The sequence below is a fragment of the Actinoplanes sp. DH11 genome (assembly GCF_020873875.1).
Classification (GTDB): Bacteria; Actinomycetota; Actinomycetes; order Mycobacteriales; family Micromonosporaceae; genus Actinoplanes.
In genome coordinates, this window is record NZ_JAHWGU010000004.1 from 333,316 (window position 1) to 355,486 (window position 22,171).

Sequence of the window (22,171 nt, forward strand, 5' to 3'; positions counted from 1 at the left end):
GGTCACTTGATGACGGCGCCGCGCAGCACGATTCGGCGCGGCGCCTTCACCACGCGCAGGTCGGCGCGCGGGTCGGCGTCGTAGACGACCAGGTCGGCGAGGCCGCCCTCGACCAGGCCCGGGAAGCCCAGCCACTCCCGGGCCTTCCAGGATGCGGCGGCGAGCACGGCCTCCGCCGGGATGCCGGCCTCGTGCAGGTAGAGCATCTCGTCGGCGGCCAGGCCGTGCCGGATGCCGCCACCCGCGTCGGTGCCCACGTAGATCGGGACGCCGGCCTCGTGCGCGGCAAGCACCACAGACGGGAAGTGGTCCCGTAGGTGGATCATGTGGTCCGCGTACCCGGCGAATTTCTCCCTGGCCTGATCCGCGATCTTGCCGAAGGTCCGAATGTTGATCATCGTGGGCACCAGGGCGGTGCCGCGCCGGGCCATCTCGTCGATCAGGTCGAGCGAGAGACCGGTGCCGTGCTCCACCGAGTCCACCCCGGCCCGCACCATGATCTCCACGCCTTCCTCGGAGAACGTGTGCACCGCGGCGCGGGCGCCGGCCGCGTGCGCCGCCTCCACCGCGGCGGCCATGGTCGCCGCGTCCCAGCTCGGCGCCAGGTCACCCACCTCGCGGTCGATCCAGTCGCCGACCAGCTTCACCCAGCCGGTGCCGGCTTTCGCCTGCGCGGTGACCGCGGCGGCGACCTCGGCACCGGCCACCTCGACGCCGATGTCCCGCAGGTAGCGACGCGGCGCGGCCACGTGCCGCCCGGCGCGGGCGAGGCGCGGCACGCCGGGTTCGTCGTCCAGCTCGGGGTACGGGTACGGCGAACCGGCGTCCCGCAGAGCCAGCACACCCGCGTCCCGGTCGATGGCCGCCAGCTCCCGTGCCTCGTCGAGGCTGCTGATCGGTTTCGCACCGTAGGCGATGCCGAGGTGGCAGTGCGCGTCCACCAGCCCCGGCACCACGAACCCGCCGTCGCTTATCGTCTCCGCGCCCGCGACCGGTTCGAACGTGACCCGATCGCCGACCAGCCACAGGTCCCGGACCTCGCCGTCCGGCAGAACTGTCCCGCGCACATGCAACGCCATAGGACAGTCCTACCTGATCAACCGTTCAGCTGTCCGGCCGGGCCACCGCACGGATCCGGTCGCGTCGCCGCGTCCAGGCCGGCAGGTCCAGCGTGATCGCCCAGGGACGGTCGACGGTGACCAGCTCGTCGGTCTCGAGCAGCTGCTGGTAGTCGCCGCCGGGACCGAGCGCGAACTGGGTGAGCGTGACCCGCTCGGCCAGCGGGTCGACGATCCAGTAGTTACGGATGCCGACGTAGGCGTACTTCTTCAGCTTCCCGTCGCGGTCGAATTTCTTCGACGACTCCGAGATCACCTCGACGACCAGCGGGACGTCACCCGGCCGGACCGGCGACTTGCCCGCGCCCTCCTCGTGGATGAGCACCACGTCGGGGCGCAGCTCGTTGCGCCGGTCCAGCAGGACCGCCTGCTCGCCGTTGATCAGCACATCCTCCGGACAGTGCTGCATGGCGGCATGGGTGATCGCGACTGCGATGAATTGGTGGATGGGCAGGGCAAGGGGCGACAAGACCAACCTTCCGTCGATCAACTCGTATCGAAGATCCTCGGGAAGGTCCGCGATGTCGTCGACGGTCAGGTCTCGGCGGTGGAGCAACTCGGCGACGTCGACATGAAGACCGTCAACCCGAAAAAGGTCAACACGAGAGAGGTCAACATGCGCGGCGTCCACATGGGGTGCGGTGCTCATCGATTCCTCCTCGATGGGATTCACCCCACTGTACTAGTCGCTGGACAAGGTGCCGTATGCCAATTTCAGCGCTTGTCGTCCTTCGGGGGCTTGTTCAGCTTGTTGAAGTCGAGTTTCGGCAGCTTGAAGCCGGGCGGCATGCCGCCGCCGCCGGGCAGCGCGTTCGGGTCGAGGCCCGGGGGCAGCTGCGGCATCCCACCCGGGAAGCCCGCCGGCATCCCGCCGCCGGCGCCGCCGACCCGGGGCCGGTTGCCGCCCTTGGTGCCCTTGCGCTTGTTCTTCGGGCTCTTGGTCGCCTTGCGCCGGCCGCCGGGCAGACCCATCATGCCGCTCATCTGCTTCATCATCTTCTGCGCGTCGGCGAAGCGGTTGAGCAGCTGGTTGACGTCCATCACGGTGACGCCGGAACCGTTGGCGATGCGGACCCGGCGGGACGCGTTGATGATCTTCGGAGTGGTGCGCTCCTGCGGCGTCATCGAGCGGATGATCGCGGTGACCCGGTCGAAGTGGCTGTCGTCGAGCTCGGCCAGCTGGTCCTTCATCTGACCCATGCCCGGCATCATGCCGAGGATGTTGGCGATCGGGCCCATCCGCCGGACCGCGATCAGCTGGTCCAGGAAGTCCTCCAGCGTGAACTGCTCGCCACCGAGCAGCTTGCTGGTCATCTTCTCTTTCTGGTCCTCGTCGAAGGCCTGCTCGGCCTGCTCGATGAGGGTCAGCACGTCGCCCATGCCGAGGATCCGGCTGGCCATCCGGTCCGGGTGGAAGACGTCGAAGTCCTCGAGCTTCTCACCGGTGGAGGCGAAGAGGATCGGCTGGCCGGTGACCTGCCGGACGGAGAGCGCGGCACCACCGCGGGCGTCACCGTCGAGCTTGGAGAGGACCACACCGGTGATGCCGACGCCGTCCCGGAAGGCCTCTGCGGTCTGCACCGCGTCCTGACCGACCATGGCGTCGATGACGAAGATGACCTCGTCCGGGTCGACCGCGGCACGGATGTCGGCGGCCTGCCGCATCATCTCCGTGTCGATGCCGAGACGACCGGCGGTGTCGACGATGACGATGTCCTTCGCCGTGCGCCGCGCGTGCTCGATCGAGTCCTTGGCGACCTGCACCGGGTCGCCCACGCCGTTGCCGGGCTGCGGCGCGTAGATGTCGACGCCGGCCCGGCCGGCCAGCACCTGGAGCTGGTTGACCGCGTTCGGCCGCTGCAGGTCGGCGGCGACGAGCAGCGGCTGGTGGCCCTGCGACTTGAGCCAGCGGGAGAGCTTGCCGGCGAGCGTCGTCTTACCCGAGCCCTGGAGGCCGGCGAGCATGATCACGGTGGGCGGCTGCTTGGCGAACTGCAGGCGCCGGCCCTCGCCACCGAGGACGTTGATCAGCTCTTCGTGGACGATCTTGATGATCTGCTGTGCGGGGTTGAGCGCCTGGGAGACGTCGACACCGCGCGCCCGCTCCTTGAGGGCGGCGATGAAGGCCTTGACCACCGGCAGCGCGACGTCGGCCTCCAGCAGCGCGAGACGGATCTCGCGCGCGGTGGCGTCGATGTCGGCATCGGTGAGCCGCCCCTTGCCGCGGAGCTTGGTGAAGATCCCGGACAGGCGGTCACTCAAGGTGTCAAACACGGTGCGCTGTTCCTTAGGTCGCTCGGCCCGTTGGTCGTTTTGCCGTCACCCAAGCCTAGCCGTACCGCTCGAGGGTCACCGGTTCCGCATGCGGTACGTCTTGGCCGCCGCCTCGATCCGCCGCTGCGTCCGGGTGCCGGGCGCGAGCGAGCGCTTCATCCGGCCGTAGAGCCAGGCGCCACCACCGACCACCAGAGCGCCCACGATCAGGTAGTAGAGGAACCCGCCGAGGAGTGAACTGGCCACCCAGCCCACCACGATCACCCCGGCGATCAGTGCTGCCAGAAACGCCACTGCCTTGCCCATCTCGGCCTCCCGCCGTCGTCGCGTTGCCGCTTTCCACCATGCAGTGCGCACGCAACACCCGCATCGGCCGTGACCCCGATCCGTTCCCCTAAGGGTGGGTCTCCCGGCATCAGCCGCACAAAGCGCGTCAAGGTCGTATACCGCTGTTAAAGGGTGCAACTCCTGATATAGACCGCAACTTCCGTCTCGCTCGGCACGTTAAAGCGCTCGTCGGACGTGCGGCGAAAGGACGACGGCGTGACCCTGCGGCAGATCCTGCGGCTGACCCCCTGGGCGGTGCGGCGACGGATCTTCGAGTCGGCCGAGCGACATCTCCTGCCCCGGATCGCCCCCGAACGGCGGCTGCGGGTGGCCCGTACCCTCATGCCCCTCGCACCGGCCCGCCAGGGGCGCGCCCGGGTGACCTCCACCGGGTTCCTGCGGACCCGCGAGGGCAAGGCCCGGGTGGCGTACGCGGCCGCCCCCGCCGACGTACGCCGGCAGAACCTGGACCGGGTCGCCAAGGCGCTCGACGCGGCCGGCGTCGACTGGTTCCGCCTGCCCGGGGCCACCCCGCTCAGCACGGCCGTCGCGGTCCGCGAGACCGACCGGGGCCGGGTACTCGCCCTGCTGCGGGAACTCGCCCGGCGCGACCACGGACAACTCCGTACCGTGTTCCCCGCCCGCCGCCGCCGCGCCGACCCCCGCGTCGTCTCGGTCTGCTGGCCGGTCGTCGACCCGGCCGGCAGCATGCCGCTCGGAGCCCGGTACGCCTGCGAGATCGAATTCTGGCGCGAGTCGGCCGGCCGGCTCACCGCGCCCCGGCGCAACGCGGTCGCCGACTCCGTCCCCGCCGATGAACCCGCGGTGATCGCCCCCGAGCCGGTGTTCGGCCCGTTCAGCTCCCCCGACGACGTGACCGGCTACCGCACCCGGGCCGTTTTCACCGCGGTCGACCCGGACCGGATCGGCTTCCCGATCGACGTGGTCTACACCTGGGTGGACGGCGGCGACCCGGCCTGGCAGCGGCGCAAGGCGCGGGCGCTGGCCGACAACCCCTGGGTCACCGGCACCAACGCGCAGGCCGCCAACGACTCCCGGTACGCCAGCCGCGACGAACTGCGCTACTCGCTGCGCGCCCTGCACTGCTTCGCACCGTGGGTCCGCCGGATCTTCCTGGTCACCGACGACCAGGTGCCGGCCTGGCTGGACCTCACCGACCCGCGGATCACCCTGGTCAGCCACGCGGAGATCTTCGGCGACACCGGCACCCTGCCGACCTTCAACTCGCAGGCCATCGAGTCGAGGCTGCACCGGATCCCGGGGCTGGCCGAGCACTTCCTCTACCTCAACGACGACGTGATCCTGGGCCGCCCGGTCACCCCGGACCTCTTCTTCACCGCGGGCGGGCTGACCAAGTTCTTCCCGTCCACGCACCGGGTCGACACCACGCCGCGCGGCCCCGGTGACCGGCCCGCCGACTCCGCCGCCAAGAACAACCGGCGGCTCATCGAACAGGCCTTCGGCCGGGTGCTGACCCGCAAGATGAAACACACCCCGCACCCGTCGCGGCGCAGCGTCATCGCCGAGATCGAGGAACGGTTCGCCGAGCACGTCACGGCGACCGCGGGACACCAGTTCCGGCACCCGGACGACATCTCGCTGCTGTCGTCGCTGCAGCAGTACTACGCGTACCTCACCGGCCACGCCGCCCCCGGCAAGATCCGCTACCTGTACACCGACCTGGCCCAGCCGGTCACGCCGCTGCGCCTGGCGAAGCTGCTGCGCGGCCGCGCGGTCGACGCGTTCTGCCTCAACGACGTCGACGTGCACAGCGCCGCCGTGGCCGACCAGGAAGCGCTGCTCGCCGAGTTCCTGCCGCTCTACCTGCCGTACGCCTCGCCCTTCGAACTCGCCCGGCCGCGCCCCGCGACCACCTCGCTCACCACCGCCACCCGGGCCGTCACCGCCCCCCGGCAGCCGCTCGCCGGCAGCGACGACCGGCCCGCCCCACCCACCGACGTGGCGCTCCCGCCCGTCGCCTGAACGTGCCTTCGCGAAGGAGACCTTTCATGAGCTACGACGTCGTCATCCTCGGACTCGGGTACGTCGGTCTGCCACTGGCGCAGCAGGCGACCCGGGCCGGTCTCACCGTCCTCGGCTTCGACGTCGACGAGACCGTGGTGGGCGCGCTCGCCGACGGCCGGTCGCACGTTGACGACCTGACCGACAAGGACGTCGCCGAGATGGTGGCCGCCGGGTTCCTGCCGACCACCGACGAGACGCTCATCGCGCAGGCACGCACCGCGGTGATCTGCGTGCCCACCCCGCTCTCCGAGGGCGACGGGCCGGACCTGCGTGCCGTCCTCGGCGCCACCTCCGCGGTCGGGCGCAACCTGCGGCCCGGGATGCTCGTCGTGCTGGAGTCCACCACCTACCCCGGCACCACCGACGACGAGGTGCGCCCGCGCCTCGAACAGCTCTCCGGCCTGACCGCCGGAATCGACTTCCACCTGGCGTTCTCCCCGGAACGGATCGATCCCGGTAACGAGGTCTTCGGCGCGCACAACACCCCGAAGGTGGTCGGCGGCTACACCCCGGCGTGCACCACCGCGGCGGCCGCCTTCTACGGCCGGTTCATCCAGACCGTCGTCGAGACCCGGGGCACCCGCGAGGCGGAGACGGCGAAGCTGCTGGAGAACACGTACCGCCACGTCAACATCGCGCTCGTCAACGAGATGGCCCGGTTCTGCCACGAACTCGACATCGACCTCTGGGACGTGATCCACGCGGCGTCCACGAAGCCCTTCGGCTTCCAGGCGTTCTACCCCGGGCCCGGCGTCGGCGGGCACTGCATCCCGATCGACCCGAACTACCTCTCGCACAACGTCCGCAGCAAGCTCGGCTACCCGTTCCGCTTCGTCGAGCTCGCCCAGGAGATCAACACCACGATGCCGGCGTACGTGGCCCGCCGCGCCCAGAACCTCCTCAACGCGGACGGCCAGGCCGTGCGCGGCGCCACCGTGCTGCTGCTCGGCATCACCTACAAGGCCAACATCGCCGACCAGCGCGAGTCCCCGGCGGCCCCGCTCGCCCGCCAGCTGGCCGCCCTCGGCGCCACGGTCGCCTACCACGACCCGCACGTGCGGACCTGGGACATCGCCGGGGTCCCGGTCTGGCGCACCGACGACCTGGAGGGCGCGACCGCCTCCGCCGACCTGGTCATCCTGGTCCAGAACCACCGCGAGTACGACCCCGACCACCTGGCACGCATCGCGAAGCGCTTCTTCGACACCCGGGGCGTCACCACGGTCCGCGAAGCCCACCGCCTCTGAGCCCCGCCACTGCCCGGCCTCGTCCGCAAGTGCGTGCCAGCTCCCGGCAAGGTCGAACTCCTCTCCTCGGACCGGCGCAGGGGGTCGCCGGGCCGAGTCGGCGACCGCGCGACAGCCACCACCCACCCGCTCCCAGCTGTCACCCACGGCTGCCCGGCGTCCCAAAACCCAGCCGCGCGTGATCAGCCACCCGCCTTCGGCTGTCACGCACGGCTGTCGGACGGCCCCAAAACCAGCCCTGCGTGACAGCCGGGCGGCCCTGGCTGTCACGCACGGCTGCCGGACGGCCCCAAAACCAGCCCTGCGTGACAGCCGGGCGGCCCTGGCTGTCACCCACGGCTGTCAGACGACCCCCAAACCAGCCATGCGTGACAGCCGGACGGCCCCGGCTGTCGGGCACGGCTGCTGGGGGGCCGGGAAACAGCCGTGGGTGGCAAGCCCGCGTGCGGGTGGCGGCTTGGCGGCGCGGTCAGGCCGGAGTGAACGTCCAGCGGGAGTTGATCGTGTAGTTCAGGATCGGGATCAGGACGATCGCGACGGCCTGGACCAGCGCATACGGGCCGTCAAGCAGCTCGGCGCCGACGAACAGCACGGCCGTGTTCAGCGCGAACGCCGCCACCGTGACCGCCAGGAACCGGGGTGCGGCGACACCGTGCACGGCCGCCGAGCGGAACACCCAGGCGTGCTGGAGCGCGTACGACACCAGGATGCTCAGCGCAAACCCCAGACCCGACGCGACGACCGGATCGAACCGCCAGACCGAGACGGCGACCAGTCCCGTCCCGAAATGTGTGAACGCGCTCAACCCGCCACTCACCGCATACCGGATAAGGCGGCGCACACCGGCGCGCCGGTCGTTCACCGGGTCGCCCGGCTGCCGGCGCTCACCCGGCCGCCCGCGCTGGCCCAGCCCCCGGCGTTCGTCCAGCCCCCGGCGCTCGTCCGGCCCCCGGCGTTCGTCCGGCCCCCGGCGTTCGTCCGGTCCCCGGCGTTCGTCCGGCCCCCGGCGCTCGCCCGCACGCCGGCGTGAACGGGCACGGACGACCCCGTCAGCGCTCGGCATGTTGCTCGGCGACCCACTGTTCCGGGACGGCGGGCGGACCGGCGGCGGATCGTTCCTGCACCAGGTAGCGCGGCCGGCCGCGGACCTCCTCGTGGATCCGGGCCAGGTACTCGCCGATCACGCCGAGGCCGAGCAGCACGAACGTGCCGGTCACGAGCAGCAGCAGGATGACCGTGGTGAAGCCGGCCACCGAGCCGCCGCTGAGCCAGCGCACCACCGTCTGCACCCCGAGCACCAGTGAGAACGCCGCGAAGCCGACCCCGGCCATGGTGACCAGGTGCAGCGGCGCCGACGTGAACGACGTGAGCCCGTTGACGGCCAGCCGGCACAGGCCGCGCAGCGTCCAGCGGGAGGCGCCGCCCTCGCGGCGGTCGATGTCGATCTCGACGGTGGCCCGGGTGAAACCGATCCAGCTGCTGGTGCCGCGGAAGAACGACGAGTGCTCGGGCATCCGCCGCAGCGCTTCCAGGGCGGGCCGGCCGAGCAGCCGGAAGTCGGTGGCGTCGACCAGGTCCACCTTGGTCATCCCGGTGAACGCCTTGTTGAACACCTTGGAGCTCAGCCGGTTGCCGAACGACTGCCCGGTCCGGTTGCGTTTCACCGCCTCGACCACGTGCGCGCCGGCCTGCCAGCGCCGCACCATGGCCGGGATGGCGCCGGGCGGGTGCTGCAGATCGGAGTCGATCACCACTACGGCGTCGCCGACCGCCTCCTCCAGGCCGGCGAGCAGGGCGGCCTCCTTGCCGAAGTTGCGGGACAGGCGCACGCCGCGTACCCGGGGGTCGAGGTGCGAGCGGTGCGCGATGCGGGACCAGGAGTCGTCCGTCGAACCGTCGTCGACGAGCACGAACTCGTGGCGCAGCCCGGCGCCGGCGAGGACCTCGGTGAGCCGGTCGAGGAACCGGTCGACGCCGTCGCCCTCGTTGTAGATCGGCGCCACCACGGAGATCAGCGGATCATTCATGAGGCTCCTGGCAGAACGGGACGCCGGCCAGCGCCTGCGCGGCGGCGTCGAGCGAATCGGTGTACCGCTTCTGGTGGAGCGGCCGGTCCTCGGTGCTGCGCAGCGCCTCGGCGAGCAGGCCGCAGCGGCGTACGTTGCCGGCCTCCCCGGGCTCGAAGGCACCGATCGCGAGCGCGATCCGGTTGTCCAGTTGCGCCGACTGCCACCCGGCCGCGACGTCGGCGTAGGCCCGGTTGGCCGCCGCCGAGCCGGTGGCGCAGAGCACCAGCACGCCCAGGATCAGGCCGGTCGCGTGCCGCCCCCCGCCGCTCGACAGCCCCGGCCGGGCATCACCCGACGGCACCGGCCGGACCCGGCTCGACGGCACCGGCCGGGCACGGCTCAGCAGCACCAGCAGGACGACGGCGAGCAGCATCCCGGCCGGCGCGGTCGTGGCCGAGTCGCGCCAGCCCTGTTCGAGCAGCGCACGCCCGGTGTAGTAGGTGTGCACCTCGACGCTGAGCGCCGCCGGCATCGCGCCGAAGACGAGCAGGATCGCGGCGGCGGCGGCCAGTCCGGCGAGCGGTCCGGTGCCGGGCCGTGCCGCCCAGGCCGAGAGCTTGCGGGTACGGGCGGCGAGCACCACCAGCACGACCAGCGTGACGACCGGCAGCACCCCCCACGCCCAGGTCCCGCCGGTGCGCTCGGTGGCGGCCTGCCACTGCGCGGGCGGCAGCCAGGCCAGCATCCGGGCCGGCAGCACGACGAGCGCGCGGGCGTCCACCGCGATGTCGGACCCGTGGTAGCAGCCGCCGTCCGCGCAGTACCCCTGGATGATCCGGCGGATGCCAGCGAAGACCGGCAGGAACCCGGCCCAGAGCAGTGCGGCGAACCGTGCGCCGGCCGACGTGAGCGTTTCCCGGAAGCTCTGGCCGAGCACGAACCGGCCGCGCAGCAGGACGGCGGCGGTGGCCAGTGGCACGGCGAAGTAGGCCGGCTCGTTGAAGATGGCGAGCGCGCCGCCGGCGGTGACCGCGAGGACCCCGTGCCACCAGCGCATCCGCTCCAGCCGGCAGGCCGCCGCCGCGACGGACAGCACCAGGGCCGCGGTGCTCAGGTAGAGCCCGCCGAACAGGGTGGTGGTGCTGTTGCGCCCGGCCGCCACGAACCCGGCCGCGACCGCGTACGGCAGCAGCAGCGCCACCACCGACGGCGGGCTCGCGAAGAGCCGCCCCCGGGTCAGCACGCTTTCCGCGAAGAGCACCACCGCCAGCGTCAGCACCATCGCCGCGCCGAGCGAGACCAGCCGCAACGTGATCGCCGGGGAGAGGTGCAGCTGTTCCGCGCCGAGCAGCACCAGTGTGTCCAGCGCCTTCTCCAGCATCCGGCCGAGCGGCCGGAAGTTGCCGAGCCGCAGGTACGTCTCGCCGGTGGCGACGGTGTGCGAGATGATCCGCAGCGGGTCGTCGCGGAACATCCCGCCGTGCCAGTAGATGTTGAACCGGTGGTCGCCGCGGGGTGCGGCCGCGAGCAGCGGCACGAAGACGACGAGCGGCACCAGCAGGCACCGGCGCAGCACGTGCCCCCACAACCGGCGGCCCGGAGGCTGGGCCCCGTCCGGGAGCGGGGGTGCCGTGTCCTGCCGCGCCGCGGAAGCCATGTCCGGTTGCTGAGGCACTGTCACGGTTTCAGCGGTCACGACTGCTGCAACGACGGCTCGGTGGAGTCGGTTGTGTCGTCCGGGCCGAGCAGATCGGGCAGGGCCGGCGGGTGATCCGGATCGACGAAGATCACCTGCGCGGCGGCGTGCTCCCGGGAGAGGTGGGCGAGCCGCTCGGCCAGCACACCGTCCCACGGCCGGTCCGGCCGGTGCTGCTGCCAGGTCTGCCGGTCCGGCAGGTACTCCAGGACCAGGCCGACCTTGCGCAGCAGCGAGAACCGCGGCTCGTCGGTCAGCACGACCGCCCGGTGGTCGGCCGCCACGAGTAGCCGCCGCTGCACGGCGAGCACGAAGTCACGCAGCGCCGGCAGGTCCAGGCCGATGGCCACGTACAGGTGGGTGGGCAGGGGTTGCGGCACGACGCGCTTGCGGCGCGGTGCCGGCGCGGGCCGCCCGCTCACCTTGCGGACGATGCGGCGGAGCAGGCGCGGCGAGGCCTGCAACGGGCTGCGGGCGAGTTTCACGAGGGTACGGCCCAGCCGGTACGACCCACTGGCCCGCAGCCGCCGGACCGTCTCGCGTTCGCTGTCCCGTTCACCGGCCAGGCCGGCGCAGCGGGCACGCCACGCGTCGCGCTGCTGCTCGATGGTGCGCAGCCGCACGACGAGGGCTTCCACCCGCGCCGGGTCGGTCAGTTCGGCGGTGGTGTCGGGCATGGTCACACTCCGGGGGTTCGTCGGTCGGCCAGCTCGACCAGCCAGCGGGCGGCCGCCGGCGCGCCGTTGCGCGGCCCCACCTCGGCGCAGCGCCGGCTGAGCTGTTCACGGACGTCGTCGCGCACCGCGCGGGCCAGCACCTCGTCCAGTTCGTCGGTGTCCGGGTCCTCGACGATCAGCGCCGCACCGGTGGCCGCGGCGAACCGGGCCCGGCTCACCTGGTCGTCCAGGGAGGTCTGCCGGTTCGGCACGAAGACCGCCGGTACGCCGAACGCCAGCAGCTCATGGAACGAGTTGTAGCCGGACGCGCTGATCACCAGGTCCAGTCCGCGCAGATAACGACTGATCGGGTAGAGCTTCACCAGATGGGCACCGGGCACCGGCGGCATCGGCTCCGTCGCGATCGCCGACTCGGCGAGCACCACCTGGAAGCCCGCGGACCGCAGGTGCCCGGCGATCCGGGCCACCGGCGACGAGATGTCGTTGATGTTGCCGGCGCCGAGCTGGAGCAGCGCGGCCGGCCGGCCCGGTTCCAGGCCGAGCGCCGCACGGGCGGCGGCCGGCTCGGCCAGCTCGGCCGCGTCCAGGTAGGTGATCGGGTCGACGGTGTGAACCCCGCCCCGGTCCAGGACTGTCGGGCCCTCGTCGGCGGCGGCCGCGAACTCGCCGGGCTCCAGGATCGCGTCGAAGTACCCGCCCCGCTCGATCCACTCGGTGCCGGTGTCGCGCCGCCACATCGGCCGGCGCACCCAGACCCAGGTGATGTCCGGCCGGGCACGGACCGCCGCCACGATGCCGTCGTGCGGGACGCTGTCCACCGCGACCACGGCCGGGTTGTGCAGGTCGATCAGGTGCTGCAGCCGGTTGGTGAGCATCGTGGTCCAGCGCTGCCGCGGTGGGCCGAGCACGCTGCGGGACGGGATGTACTCGGTCAGGAAGCCTTCCCGGTGCGCCACCGAGGCGCCGTGCGACTGCGTGGCGATCACCGTGGGAGTGCCCTCGGGCAGCCGGCGGCCGATCGCCATGAGCCGGGACAGGTGGCCCAGGCCGACGCCGTTGTCGCTGACCAGCAGCACCCCGCGGGGCGCACGGGCGGCCGGCAGACCGGCCGGCCGGCGCAGCTCCAGGTCGGTGCCGGGGCCCGCCGGGCGTACCCCGCGTCCGGCGAGCCGGGCCAGGTGTGAGCCGTACCCGAAGCGGGTCTCGACGAGGTCCCGGGCCCGCACCGCCAGTTCCCGGTAGCGCGCCCGGTCGGCGTGCAGCTCGCGGACCAGCGGCAGCACGCCGGCCGGGGTGGTGTAGAGCGCCGCGTCGCCGAAGACCGGCCGGAAGTGCTCGCCGATCAGCACCGGCACCCCGGCGGCCATCGCCTCCAGGATCGTCCGGCCGAACGCCTCGACCAGGTCGGGGTCGTGGAAGTAGACGAAGAAGTCGATGCCGCGCAGGAACTCCCGGGGCGGCACCGACCCGAACTCGACGATCTCCCACCCGGCCGGGGTGCGGCCCAGCTTCTCGACGGCCAGCTCACCACCGCCGAGCACCCGGACCCGGACGCCCGCGTCGTCGGGGTAGGCCTGCAACAACTCCTCGGTGGTGCGCGGCCACTTCACCGGGTCGGGCCGCCCGTGCCGCCCGACCACCGGCACCTCGCCGACCGGGCCGGGCCGGTCGGCCCACCACTCGGCCACGTCGATGATCTCGTGCCAGTCGGTCTCCGCCAGCGGCGCGTCCGGCGCGGCGCGCAGCACCTCGGCCCGCACCTGCGGGCTGATCGGCGCCCATTCGATGCCGCTGCCGCTGCCGAAATATCCCTCGACCCGTTCCCGGACCGCCGCGAAGTCGTAGTAGCGAGCCGGATCGGCGGCGTCGCCCGGCGCCTGGTTGAGCACCATCACGGTACGGTCCGCGGCCACCCGGGGCACCGACGCGAGATCGGCCGTGAAGATCCGCGGCTGACGCAGGACGAAGAGTTTCGCGGCGACCGGCTCCCCCTCGGCGGCGAGCTGGGCCGAACCGTCCTTCAGCAGCTCCACGATCAGCGGGTTGAAGGGCCGGTCCCGCTTCAGGTGCGGCGACCGGACCTGGACCAGCACCGTGGAAAGCCCGGCCCGGGCCTGTGCGCGTACCTCGGCGGCGATGCTGGCCGAGGTGCCGCCCGGATAGCGGAAATCCGAGAGGATCGCCACGTCGTGGACGTTCCCGGTCATTGGACGTTCTCCGATGCTTGGCGTGGCATGCCTGTCGACGCCACAACGAACGGCGCTCGCCCGGCGTCACGCACCCCGCCACCCAGCCGTTGATCCCCCAGGTACTGCCACACCCACCCGGCGGGAGCTCATGCGCAGGCTGCACACGACATCGGACGCGTACGGAACCGAGCTGCTGGAACGGCAGTGGCGGGAGTTGACCGGCGGCTCGCCGGCCGGCCCGGCCACCGCCGCGCTGCACACCCGGTCCGCCTCGGCACGCGCGGTCCTCGCGTACGCCGCGGCCCGCCGTTCGGTCGACGACCTGATCCTCGGCGCCTACGACGGCCGGCTCTTCCCGGACGCCGACCCCTGGGCCTTCGGCGAACTGGCGCGCGTCATCGCGCTGCAGGACCTCTGGCCCGAGGACCGGCCCGACGCGATGGTCCTGCTCGACTCGCTGCTGCGCACCTTCGGCACGGCCGGTGTGGCGCCCGCGCACCAGGGGCTGCACGCCCAGCTGGCGTACGCGACAGGCGACCGGACCCGCACCGAGAAGCTGCTCGCCGACTACCCGGAGATCCCGGACCCGGTACGCACCGCGCTGGTGGTCGACCTGACCGGCGGCGAGGAGTGGATCGGCCGGTTCCTCGGGCTGCTGCCGGCACCCGGCCTCACCCTGGACGGGCAGATCGGCCCCCGGTTCGACCGGATCAGGTCCAACCGGGCACACCGCACCGGCTCGCCGCACCGGATCAGCACGATCGTCACCACGTACCAGCCGGGACTGGCCCTGCTCACCACGGTCCGCTCGCTCGTCGCGCAGAGCTGGACCAACCACGAGATCCTGGTCGTCGACGACGGCTCCGGTCCCGGCCACGACGCCGTCCTGGCCCGGGCGGCCGCGCTCGACCCGCGGGTGCGGATCCTGCGGATGCCCGCGAACGGTGGCACCTACCGGGCCCGCAACGCCGGCCTGGACGCGGCCACCGGCGAGTTCGTGGCGTTCCAGGACTCCGACGACTGGTCGCACCCGCTGCGGCTGGAACGGCAGGCGGCGCCCCTGATCGACGACCCGGCGCTGTTCGCCACCACGTCCGTGGGCATCCGGGTCACCGAGAACCTCGGCGTCACCCGGCCCGGGATCGCGGAGTTCCGGTCGTACAACCTCTCCTCGCTGATGATCCGCCGCACCGCCGCGCTCAGCCGGCTCGGCTATCTCGACACCGTCCGCAAGGGCGCCGACGCGGAGTACGTGGAACGGGCGCGCGCGGTCTTCGGCCGGCCTGCGGTACGGCACCTGGGCGGTGAGCCGCTCGCCCTGATCCGGCTCTCCCCCGGATCGCTGTCCAGCGCGGACATCTCCCCCGGGTGGATGCATCCGGCGCGGTACGCGTACCTCTCCGCCTTCCAGGCCTGGCACAAACGGGTGGCCGCCGGCCGCGCCACCGCCGTGCGCCCCCGCGAGCCGGGCACCCGCGCCTTCGCCGCACCGCGCCGCCTGGCCGGCCACGACCCGGCCCGGCGCACCTCCTACGACCTGATCCTGGCCGCCGACTGGAGCGCGCACGGCGACGTGGCGTGGCCGGCCGGCGAACGGCTGCGGGCCCTCGCCGTGCCCGGCCGCACCGTGGCCGTGCTTCACCTGGACCTGCTCGGCAACGTCACCGGCAAACCCGGCGCCCTCGACCCGGACGTCCAAGACCTGATCAATTCCGGTCGGGTGGACCAGGTGGTGCTCTCCGACGACGTCCACGCCCGCCTGGCGCTGGTGCAGGACCCCGCACTCGTCGGATTCGCCCCCGGCATCGCCTCCGCCATCCGGGCCGACCGGGTGGTGATCGAAGCCGACCAGGCGTGGGGGGAGGCCGCCTTCCACTGCGAGGCCGAGGCACGCCGCCTGTTCGGGGTGGAACCGTGGTGGGCGCCCGCCGGCCCCGCCGCCCGGCACCGGCTCGCCGGCGGTCCCTTCGGCATCCGGCTCGCCCCCGCCGACGTCCCCGGCACCCTGGACCCGGAACGCTGGCGCCTGCACCGCACCGGCCCCCGCGCCGACCGCCCGGTGATCGGCCGGATGCTCTTCGACCGCCCCGGCGACAGCGTCGCCACCGAATGGCTGCGCCTGCGCGAGGCCGTGCCCGCACCCGCCGGCCTGGACGTGCGCGTCCTCGCACCGGCCGCACCGGCCAAACCGCCCAAAGGCTGGCTGATCTACCAGCCGTCCGACGTCGACACCCGCGGCTTCCTGCACCAACTCGACTTCTACCTGCACATGCCGGCCGACGAACGAGCTGTCACCGTCGGACCCGAACTGCTGATCGCCCTCGCCGCCGGCTGCGTACCGGTCCTGCCGCACAGCTTCGAGCCGCTCCTCGGCCCGGCCGCGATCTACTGCGTGCCCGAGGAGGTCACGTCCGCGGTCACCCGCCTGCACGGGCGCCCGGACGCGCTGGCCCGGCAGAGCCGGCTCGGCGCCGACTTCGTGCGGCGCCATCATCACCACGGCCGGTACGCCGACGCGGTCGAAGCCCTCCTGAAACCGCCCGGCCGGCAGCTGGAGCTCGGCTGCTAGTCGGCGGTCAGGCCGCGCCGGGCGGTCCAGCCGGCAGGTCCGGCTGTCACCCACGGCTGCCGAAACGGCCCTGAACCAACCGTGGGTGACAGCCAGACCCGACCAGCTGTCACCCACGGCTGCCGAAACGGCCTCGAACCAACCGTGGGTGACAGCCGAGCCGCCGCCACGCGCGCCCCAACGCGACCAGCTGTCACCCACGGCTGCCCGAACGGCCCCAAACCAACCCTGCGCGACAGCCAGACCGACCAGCTGTCACCCACGGCTGCCGAAACGGCCTCGAACCAACCGTGAGTGACAGCCGAGCCGGCGACGCGGTCGGTGCCGCATCCGCGCGCGCTCGCTAGCGGGGCTTGCGGCCCCACGGCAGTTTGGGCTCCAGCAGCGGTGCCACCAAACGGGCGTAAGCCCCCGTCATGTGGTTGCTGTCCCGGTAGACCAGCCGGTTGCCGACCACCAGCGGGCACCGCTCGGCGCACAGCCACGGCAGCGGGTCCACCGTGGTCACCCGCATCGCGTTCGCGGTGGCTCGCATCATCGCGCGCCATCCCGGTTCCAGGACCACCATGTCGGCCGGCGGGGCGCACGTGCCGATCGCGGCGGGGCGGGTGGCCAGGCAGTCGGCGGGGTCGCCGGCGAGGAACGGGGTGTCGCCGATCATCGCGACCGCGCCCGCGGCCCGCTTCAGTTTGATCAGGGTGCGGGTCCAGCCGGCCTTCCAGACGGCGTCCGGGTCGGGCGGGTCACCGGCGAGCAGTGCCCGGTAGTTCACGCTCGACGAGACGACCACCAGGTCGGGTTCGAGTTTGGCGATCCGCTTGAGGACCTGGCCGCGCCACGTGTCGCATTCGGCGTAGCGGCGCTGCGCCCGGCGTTCCTGCAGTTCGAGGTCGGCGGGGCTGCAGGCGCTGCGGGTGAGTACGACAAGCCGCCAGTTCCGTTTCTTCGCCAGGTCCTCCATCGCGGGGAACCATTGCAGGGCGTGCGAGTCGCCGAAGAGCACCACGGTGTGTTCGGCGTCGGTGTTCGCGAAGGCGCAGTCGGTTTTCGGCTGGAAGGGGCCGGTCAGGCCGACGTGGCAGCCTTCCTCCTGCGGCGCGGAGCGTTCACTGGCGGCCGTCTCGAACTCGGGTGTGAGGTTCGCCGGCACCTTGGTGGCCGCCGGCGCCGCCGCGATCATCTGTTTGAGTTCGGCCGCCGGGTCGGCGGCGCCGGCCATCCGGCCGCGGGCGTCGGGCACCGCGTTGCCGGTCGGCACCAGCGGCGGGAAGATCATGCCGAGGGCGGCGAGCCCGGCCGCCACGGCGGAGCAGGCGAAGCCGAAGGCCAGGCCGCGACGCGGGTACGGCTGCCAGAACCGGTGGTGGCGTACCGGGTTCTCCAGCAGGTGGTGGCTGATCGCGGCGAGGCCGAGCGCAGCGGCCGCCGCCCCGGCACGCGCCCACAGCCCACCGGGGAAGAGGAACAGCAGCGGCCAGTGCCACAGGTACCAGCCGTACGACATCCGGCCGACCCAGCGCATCGGCCAGGTCTCGAGGAGCCCGTTCCCGCCGGCCGCGATCACCGCGACCGTGCCGAGGACGGGGAGCAGCGCGGCCGGGCCGGGGAACGGGGTCGCCTCGTCGTACATGACCGCACCGGCCACCACGGCGATCAGGCCGAGCCGGCCGAGCCAGGGGCGGCGGCGTTCCGTACCCGTCAGGAGGAGGGCGAGAAGCGCGCCCGCCCCGAGTTCCCAGGCGCGGCTCAGCGAGCCGAAGTAGGCCCACGGCGCGGCCCGGCCGAGTTCGTGCGCGCTCCATGCGAAGGAGGCGAGGGTGCCGATCGTCAGTACCGCGCCGGGCAGCCACCGCCGGCGCCGGCCCCAGATCGCCAGCGCACCGATCAGTACCGGCCAGATCAGGTAGAACTGTTCCTCCACCGCCAGCGACCAGAAGTGCTGGAACGGCGAGGGCGCCTGGTCGGCGAAGTAGTCGGTGCCGGCGTCGGCCAGTCGCAGGTTCATCGTGTACGTGGCCGCGCCGACGGCGTCCGCCGCGTACCCGCCGAACCGGGTCGGCGGTGCCAGGAACCAGGCGCCGGCCAGGGTCGCGGCGATCACCAGGGTGGCCAGCGGCAGGAGCCGCACCGCCCGGCGGGCGTAGAACCGCGGCAGGTCGAGGCGGCCGGTCCGGAGCAGCTCGGAGCGGAGCAGCGAGGTGATCAGGAAGCCGGAGATGACGAAGAAGACGTCGACGCCGACGAAGCCGCCGGCGAGTCCGGGCACGCCCACGTGGGCGAGGACCACGAGCAGCACCGCGACGGCCCGGAGGCCTTCGATGTCCGCCCGGTGCCGGTGCCGGGCCGGTGCCGCGGCGGGCGCCGGACGGACGTCGGGTCGCGAGAGCGTCGAGGTCATGGGTCAGCCGTGCGCGGCGGCCAGCGCGGGGGGACGGGCGAACGCGAGGACCGCGTGCCGGCCGAGGATCTCACCCTCGCGGGTCAGGCCTTCGAACCGTTCGGTCCAGGCGGTCATCGCGGCCTGTTCGTCCTTGCGCCCGGCGTCGTCGAAGATCAGCGTGGCGCGGTCCGCGAGCCGCTTCTCGATCATGTGCAGGGCCGGGTACCGGGCGCCCTCCCCGACGGCCGCGGGCGGGCCGTCGATCAGCACGAAGTCGATGTCGTGCAGGTCGGCGAGGGTTTCCGGGTCGTACCACGGGTAGTCCCGGCCGTCGATGGTGGCCGGGGTCAGCGGGGCGTCCCGCACCTCGGCGATCCCGGTGAGTCCGTGCGCGGCGAGCACGGCACGGGTACGCCGCGCGAACTCGGCGTCGTGGTCCAGCGAGATCAGCCGGCCGCCGAACTGCTCGAGGGCGTACGCGATCCACACCGTGGAGGTGCCGCTGCCCAGTTCCAGCACCAGGCGCGGCTGCCGGACCCGGATCAGGTGCAGCAGCTCCAGCAGGTCGGTCGGGTTGAGCGCCCATTCGCCGGAGGACGGCATCGGGGCGCGCGGCACGAAGCCCTGGAAGAGCTGGACGGTCGCCTCGAACTCACGCGGCAGGCTGAGCACCTGGGCCGAGCTCGCCTTGCGGTCGGCGACCTGCTTGACCCGGGCGATCGCCTCGGCCAGTTCGAGGTGCCGGTCGCCGGCGGTGAGGCGTTCCCGCTCCACGGCGGCGACCAGCCGGCGCTGCATCTCCTCGACGGTGGTGCGCAGGTCGCGCTGTGCGGCCAGGCCGGCCTTCTGCACGCCGGCCAGCCGGCGCAGGACCACCAGCAGGATCGCCAGCGTCACACCGGCGAGCAGCGCGAGGAGCGCGGTCGCCACCTCGGCGTACCCGGTGAGCGCGGCGGCCGCGGCCCCGGCGCAGAGGACTGCGGCGCCGCACAGGGCGGCCGCCTGCCGGGCGGACAGGCTGGGCAGCCGGCGGACCACCCGACGGCCGATTCGGGTCACGTGACTCATGTGCGGGCACTCCTCATCGCTGCGTTCACCCTCGGTAACGCCGGGGAGCACGCCACCGTTACGCCCCTGCGGCGGGCACCCGCTGGGTCGGCGCCGCCACGCCGTGGACCAGGGCGGTGATCCGGGCGGCCAGGTCCGCCGGCCGGTGGTCGCGGGCGATCGCGGCGCGGGCCCGGCGGCTCTGCTCGGCGTAGCGGCGGGGTTCGCGCTGGAACCGGCGGATCACCGCGGGCACGTCCGCCGGGCGGCAGGCCACGGCGGCGTCGCCGTACGCCGTGCCCAGATGCGGCGGCACCAGCACCACGCAGCCGGTCGCGGCCGCCTCCAGCGGCGGGCGGGACAGCAGTTCCGCCGCCTGTTCCGGCGGGAAGTGCAGGTAGAAGTCGAGTTGCGCGGCGAAGGTCCGCGGATCCACCTCGGCCGGCTCGTAGACCAGCCAGCCGACCGGCAGCGGGCCGGGCCGCAGCGGGCTCTCCGGCAGCCGCAGCCGCACGTCGGCGTCCCGGCAGCGGCGCGGCACGGCGAGCGCGGTGGCCAGGTCGCCGGGCCGTTCGCCGGCGTCGCACAGGTCGGTGCCGACCACCGGCGGACCGGCCCGGTCGGGCAGCGGCCGGCGGACGTCCTGGGGTTCGGTGGCGGCGGGCAGGTCGTACGCGGTCAGCTCGGCGCCCGCCTCTTCCAGGGCGGCCCGGATCCCGGCGTCCTGCGGGCACCAGAGCGGCTCGGTCCCGTAGAGCCGGCGCACCGCCTCGGTCGCCGCGGCCACCGTGTAGCGGCGGTCGCTGCCGTCGCGCCGGGCCGGTGCCCGGTCGGCGACCACCAGGACCCGCCGCGGCCGCAGGCCGCAGCCGTTCTCTGGAGCGAACTGGAGGATCTCCGGCTGCCGGACCACGAGCAGGGCCGCGTCGATCCGGTCGCTCTCCAGCACCTGCGCCACCTGACCGGTGTTGATCAGTTCCTGGATGCCCGGGCTGAGCAACCGGCGCTGCCGGTGCACCGAGCGCAGCGACTCCAGGTGCAGGATCGCCACCGACAGGCCGGCCCGGGTCAGCGCGCGCACTTCGGCGAGCGCGGCCCGCTGGGTGCCACCCAGGAACCGCCAGTCGGCGGCGACGACCACGTCCTGCCCGGGCGGCGCGGAACCGCCGGTGAGGTGCGGCGGTGCCACGAACGGCCGGGGCCGGGCGGCGGGCTCCCGGTGCAACGGCCCGCCGGAGGCGTGCCAGCAGCGGTACGCCGACATGTACGCGGTCCGCGCCGGGTGCATCCAGTAGGCCCGGATCTCGGCCCGCGACAGCGAACCCTCGGAGAGCCGGATCAGGGCCAGGGTCCGCGCGACCCGCCGTACCGAGCCGGGACCGAAGCCGGCCTCGATGCGTTCCAGGAACTCCGAGTCGGCGGCCTTGCGCACCGTGTCGAACCAGCCGATCCGCCGGGTCACCGCGTCCCGCCGGAACAGCAGCGAGGAGACGTTGACCCGGCCGCGCCGGATGCCCGGGCGGGTCATCACCAGCTGGTCGGTGACGCTTATCCCCTCCGAGGTGGTGGCGACCGCCTCGGGGCGCGTCAGCAACGGACCCACCTGCAGTTCGACCCGGCGCGGGTGGGACCAGTCGTCGGAGTCCTGGAACGTCACGAACTCGCCGCGGGCCGCCTGGACACCGGCGTTGCGGGCCGCGTAGGTGCCGCCGTTCTCGGCCAGCCGCAGCACCCGGACCCGGTCGTCGAGCGACTCCGCCTCGGCCAGCACCGCGTCGTACTCCGGTGGTGACGCGTCGTCCACCACCAGGATCTCCAGGTTCCGCCAGCTCTGCGCCGCGATCGAGCGGACCGCGGTGATCAGGCCGACGCCGGGCCGGTACGCCGTGACGACGACGGTCACCCGCTGCTCGGCCGGTTCCACCGGGGCGCACTCCGCCGCCGTGAGCCGGTCGAACGGCAACCGTTCCGGCGCCGCCATCAGTACCGGCGCCGGTGCCGGGAAGAGCCGGCCGAAGCGGGACAGCCAGGTCTCCTCGTCGGCGGTGCCGCCCGCGTACGGGTTCGCGAGATCGATCTCCAGCGTCTCGCGGGCCGGCTGCGGCATCCGCCGGTACGCCGCCAGCAGGTCCCGGGCGTGCTGGGGACCCTGCCAGGCGTACGCCAGCTGGGTGTGCAGTGCCTGGTGTGCCGGTGGCAGGGCCCGGGCCCCGAGACCGGTGCGGATCAGCGCGTAGAGCGCCAGCGCGTCCTCCCGGTCGGACGGCAGCTCGTCCTGCAGGGCGATGGTCTGTGCCAGCCCGGCGAGCAGTGCCGGGTCGGCCCGCCGCCGGATCCGGCGCAACCGGCGGGTGTCCCCGGCCCGGGCCGCCTCCAGCAGTTCCTCGAGTGTCCCGTTGCCGCCGGCGGCCGCGCGGGCGAGAACCCGCCGGGCCGCGACCGAGCGGTTACGCATCGCGGTGTGCGGCAGCGACAGTTCCGCTCCGTCACCGGCCAGAGTTACGTGATCGTCCAGCAACGCGACCGGCTGCGCCTCGGCCATCGACTCTCCGTCCGTGTACCCCGCGATGTCGATCAGCTCAACGCGGGGCG

15 protein-coding genes are annotated in these 22,171 nt (G+C 73.0%); 3 read left to right on the forward strand and 12 right to left on the reverse strand.

The features are described 5' to 3' along the window. Positions 1 to 2: 2 nt before the first annotated feature. From LPA41_RS08670 to LPA41_RS08685, 4 genes are all read right to left on the reverse strand, one after another. The gene (locus LPA41_RS08670; protein ID WP_229069415.1) at positions 3 to 1,079 is read right to left on the reverse strand and encodes an amidohydrolase family protein; all 1,077 of its coding nucleotides are present in this window, start codon (positions 1,077 to 1,079) and stop codon (positions 3 to 5) included. Between the two features lie 25 nt (positions 1,080 to 1,104). Further along, entirely contained in the window at positions 1,105 to 1,767 is a 663-nt protein-coding gene (locus LPA41_RS08675) for a Uma2 family endonuclease (RefSeq protein ID WP_229069416.1), read from the reverse strand. Positions 1,768 to 1,832: 65 nt separating this feature from the next. Next, the gene (ffh, locus tag LPA41_RS08680) at positions 1,833 to 3,392 is read right to left on the reverse strand and encodes a signal recognition particle protein (RefSeq protein ID WP_229069417.1); all 1,560 of its coding nucleotides are present in this window, start codon (positions 3,390 to 3,392) and stop codon (positions 1,833 to 1,835) included. Positions 3,393 to 3,467: 75 nt separating this feature from the next. Then, positions 3,468 to 3,698 (reverse strand): hypothetical protein, encoded by a 231-nt coding sequence (locus LPA41_RS08685; RefSeq protein WP_229069418.1) that lies wholly within the window; start codon positions 3,696 to 3,698, stop codon positions 3,468 to 3,470. Between the two features lie 237 nt (positions 3,699 to 3,935). Here LPA41_RS08685 and LPA41_RS08690 point away from each other — a divergent pair, with 237 nt between their 5' ends. Continuing rightward, entirely contained in the window at positions 3,936 to 5,723 is a 1,788-nt protein-coding gene (locus LPA41_RS08690; protein ID WP_229069419.1) for a stealth family protein, read from the forward strand. Positions 5,724 to 5,749: 26 nt separating this feature from the next. Beyond that, a complete protein-coding gene (locus tag LPA41_RS08695) occupies positions 5,750 to 7,012 on the forward strand; it encodes a nucleotide sugar dehydrogenase (protein WP_229069420.1) in 1,263 nt (420 codons plus the stop codon). A gap of 469 nt (positions 7,013 to 7,481) precedes the next feature. Here the strand turns inward: LPA41_RS08695 and LPA41_RS08700 are convergent, their stop codons facing one another. From LPA41_RS08700 to LPA41_RS08720, 5 genes are read right to left on the reverse strand one after another with little or no spacing between them, the layout of a single operon-like run. Next, on the reverse strand, positions 7,482 to 8,075 hold the full coding sequence (locus LPA41_RS08700; protein WP_229069421.1) for a GtrA family protein: 594 nt from the start codon (positions 8,073 to 8,075) through the stop codon (positions 7,482 to 7,484). After that, the gene (locus tag LPA41_RS08705; protein WP_229069422.1) at positions 8,062 to 9,039 is read right to left on the reverse strand and encodes a glycosyltransferase family 2 protein; all 978 of its coding nucleotides are present in this window, start codon (positions 9,037 to 9,039) and stop codon (positions 8,062 to 8,064) included. The genes LPA41_RS08700 and LPA41_RS08705 overlap by 14 nt, the downstream gene beginning before the upstream one ends. Next, positions 9,032 to 10,678, reverse strand: a complete 1,647-nt coding sequence (locus LPA41_RS08710) for a hypothetical protein (protein ID WP_229069423.1) — start codon at positions 10,676 to 10,678, stop codon at positions 9,032 to 9,034. The genes LPA41_RS08705 and LPA41_RS08710 overlap by 8 nt, the downstream gene beginning before the upstream one ends. A gap of 35 nt (positions 10,679 to 10,713) precedes the next feature. Then, complete coding sequence (locus tag LPA41_RS08715) at positions 10,714 to 11,394, reverse strand: hypothetical protein (protein ID WP_229069424.1); 681 nt, start codon at positions 11,392 to 11,394, stop codon at positions 10,714 to 10,716. A 2-nt stretch (positions 11,395 to 11,396) separates the two neighbouring features. Continuing rightward, a complete protein-coding gene (locus LPA41_RS08720; RefSeq protein ID WP_229069425.1) occupies positions 11,397 to 13,601 on the reverse strand; it encodes a glycosyltransferase in 2,205 nt (734 codons plus the stop codon). A 130-nt stretch (positions 13,602 to 13,731) separates the two neighbouring features. Between LPA41_RS08720 and LPA41_RS08725 the strand changes: the two genes are divergently transcribed. Then, the gene (locus tag LPA41_RS08725) at positions 13,732 to 16,152 is read left to right on the forward strand and encodes a glycosyltransferase family 2 protein (RefSeq protein WP_229069426.1); all 2,421 of its coding nucleotides are present in this window, start codon (positions 13,732 to 13,734) and stop codon (positions 16,150 to 16,152) included. A gap of 343 nt (positions 16,153 to 16,495) precedes the next feature. Here the strand turns inward: LPA41_RS08725 and LPA41_RS08730 are convergent, their stop codons facing one another. From LPA41_RS08730 to LPA41_RS08740, 3 genes are read right to left on the reverse strand one after another with little or no spacing between them, the layout of a single operon-like run. Further along, positions 16,496 to 18,550 carry an acyltransferase family protein gene (locus LPA41_RS08730; RefSeq protein ID WP_229069427.1) on the reverse strand — a complete coding sequence of 685 codons (2,055 nt, stop codon included), beginning with the start codon at positions 18,548 to 18,550 and terminating at the stop codon, positions 16,496 to 16,498. Positions 18,551 to 18,553: 3 nt separating this feature from the next. After that, positions 18,554 to 19,600, reverse strand: a complete 1,047-nt coding sequence (locus tag LPA41_RS08735) for an O-methyltransferase (protein WP_229069428.1) — start codon at positions 19,598 to 19,600, stop codon at positions 18,554 to 18,556. A 58-nt stretch (positions 19,601 to 19,658) separates the two neighbouring features. Then, the gene (locus tag LPA41_RS08740; protein ID WP_229069429.1) at positions 19,659 to 22,121 is read right to left on the reverse strand and encodes a glycosyltransferase family A protein; all 2,463 of its coding nucleotides are present in this window, start codon (positions 22,119 to 22,121) and stop codon (positions 19,659 to 19,661) included. Positions 22,122 to 22,171: the final 50 nt, after the last annotated feature.